General features: G+C 63.8%; 3 protein-coding genes. All 3 read left to right on the top strand.

Annotated features, from left to right (window positions below):
• Nucleotides 1-574: ABC transporter permease (locus EOA86_RS32965; protein ID WP_164892251.1), on the top strand; the 574-nt coding region annotated here is incomplete at its 5' end.
• Between the two features lie 115 nt (nt 575-689).
• Nucleotides 690-1,628, top strand: coding sequence for a sugar ABC transporter substrate-binding protein (locus EOA86_RS32960; RefSeq protein ID WP_128345391.1), 939 nt, complete (start codon nt 690-692; stop codon nt 1,626-1,628).
• A 17-nt stretch (nt 1,629-1,645) separates the two neighbouring features.
• The coding region (locus EOA86_RS32955) for an ATP-binding cassette domain-containing protein (protein ID WP_128345389.1) at nt 1,646-1,882 on the top strand (237 nt) is incomplete at its 3' end.

Raw genomic sequence — 1,882 nt, 5'->3', positions numbered from 1 at the left:
GGCCATGATGTCGGTGGCCCGCGGTCTCGCCAACATGATCACAGACGGCTCGCAGATCATCGGCTTCCCCGACTGGTTCACTAGCCTGTCGATCATCCGCCATTTTGGCTTCCTGTCGGTCACCGTCGGCTTGATGATCGTTCTGGCGATCATCTTCGCAATCTTCCTCAACTATCGCGCGACCGGTCGCAGCCTCTACGCGATCGGCGGCAGCGCCGAAGTCGCCAGGCTGTCCGGCATACCGGTCAAATCGCTGACCAACTGGGTCTATGCAATCTGCGGCGTGCTGGCCGGGCTTGCCGGCATCGTGCTTGCGGCACGGCTCGATTCCGTCCAGCCGAGCTCCGGCTTCGGCTACGAACTGGACACGATCGCGGCGGTGGTGATCGGCGGCGCCAGCCTGTCGGGCGGCGTCGGCTCGATCGGCGGCACCGCCATCGGCGTGCTCATCATCGGCGTGCTGCGCAACGGTCTGAACCTGCTCGGCGTGTCGCCCTTCATCCAGCAGGTGGTGATCGGCGTGGTGATCGCGCTGGCGGTGGCCACGGATACGTGGCGGCGCAGAACGCAATGAAGAATTCGCCAGGGTGTCCGGGCGAAAACGGATCGGTGATCCGAACTGGGAGTTGTTCGGCCAAGGGCGCCGTGATGCGCCGGCAGAACAGATTGAACATCAACGGAGGAAACACATGCTGACCAAACGTTCATTGCTGCTTGCTGCCGCGGCCGTCATTCCGCTGCTCGGACTGTCCGAGATGGCGTCGGCCAAGGAGACCAAGAAGCTTGGCCTTGCCGTCGCCAATCTGCAGGCCGATTTCTTCAACCAGATCAAGCAGTCCGTCGAAGCCTACGGCAAGGAAAAGGGCATCGAAATCATCACCGTCGACGCCAAGGGCGATTCGGCGACCCAGGTCAGCCAGGTGCAGGACCTGATCACGCAGAACATCGATGCGCTGATCTACATCCCGGCCGGCGCCACCGCCGCCACCGTGCCGACCAAGACGGCCAAGGCTGCCGGCATCCCGGTCATCAATGTCGACCGCAACGCAGAGGGCGCACCCGGCGACACCTTCATCGCCACCAACAGCGTGGCATCGGCCAAGGCGGTGTGCGACTACATCGCCAAGCAGGCGGGCGGCAAAGGCGAGCTGATCATCATCCATGGCCAGAAAGGCACGACGCCCGAGGTCGACCGGTCGAAGGGCTGCGGCGAAGCGCTGAGCGGCTATCCCGACATCAAGGTGGTCGGCGAGCTGTGGAGCGAAGGCTGGCATCAGGACGAAGGCTTCAAGCTGACGCAGGACCTGCTGCAGTCGCATCCCGACGTGTCGATCGTCATCGGCCAGGCCGATGCGCTGGCGCTCGGTGCCGCGCAGGCGGTCAAGGTCGCCAATCCCAGCCACAAGGTCTGGGTTGCCGGCTTCGACGGCGACGTGGCGGCGCTCAAGGCACTGAAGGGCGGCGTCTTCGACGTAACCGCGACGCAGCAGACACAAGGCATGGGCCGGCTTGCCGTCGACGCGGCGATCAAGCTGGTAGCCGGCGAAACCGTTCCCGCAGAACAGCTGCAGGACGCGACGCTGACCACCAAGGACAATGTCGACCAGTTCATCGCCAAGCATCCCTGACAATCGGTAACGAAACGATGGCCTTGGATCTCAGCCATACGCAGACCCCGCATCTGGGGCTCTTCGTCAGCGGCCTCTGCAAGAGCTACGGACCGGTCCAGGTTCTGGCCGATGCGAGCTTCGAGGTGCGGCCGGGAGAGGTCGTGGCGCTGCTTGGAGAAAATGGCGCGGGCAAGTCCACCGTTTCGAACATCATCGCCGGGTCGACCAAACCCGATGCCGGCAGCATCACATGGCGGGGGAAACCCTATTCA

Origin of the sequence: Mesorhizobium sp. M5C.F.Ca.IN.020.32.2.1, assembly GCF_004023105.1 — a bacterium.
Lineage (GTDB): Bacteria > Pseudomonadota > Alphaproteobacteria > Rhizobiales > Rhizobiaceae > Mesorhizobium > Mesorhizobium wenxiniae.
The sequence above is the reverse complement of the archived record's forward strand: the minus strand, read 5'-3'. Positions and strand labels throughout refer to the sequence as shown.

What these genes read in the sequence shown, in the direction of transcription:
- EOA86_RS32960 (WP_128345391.1), top strand. Translation starts at nt 690, where the DNA reads ATGCTGACCAAACGTTCATTGCTGCTTGCTGCCGCGGCCGTCATTCCG.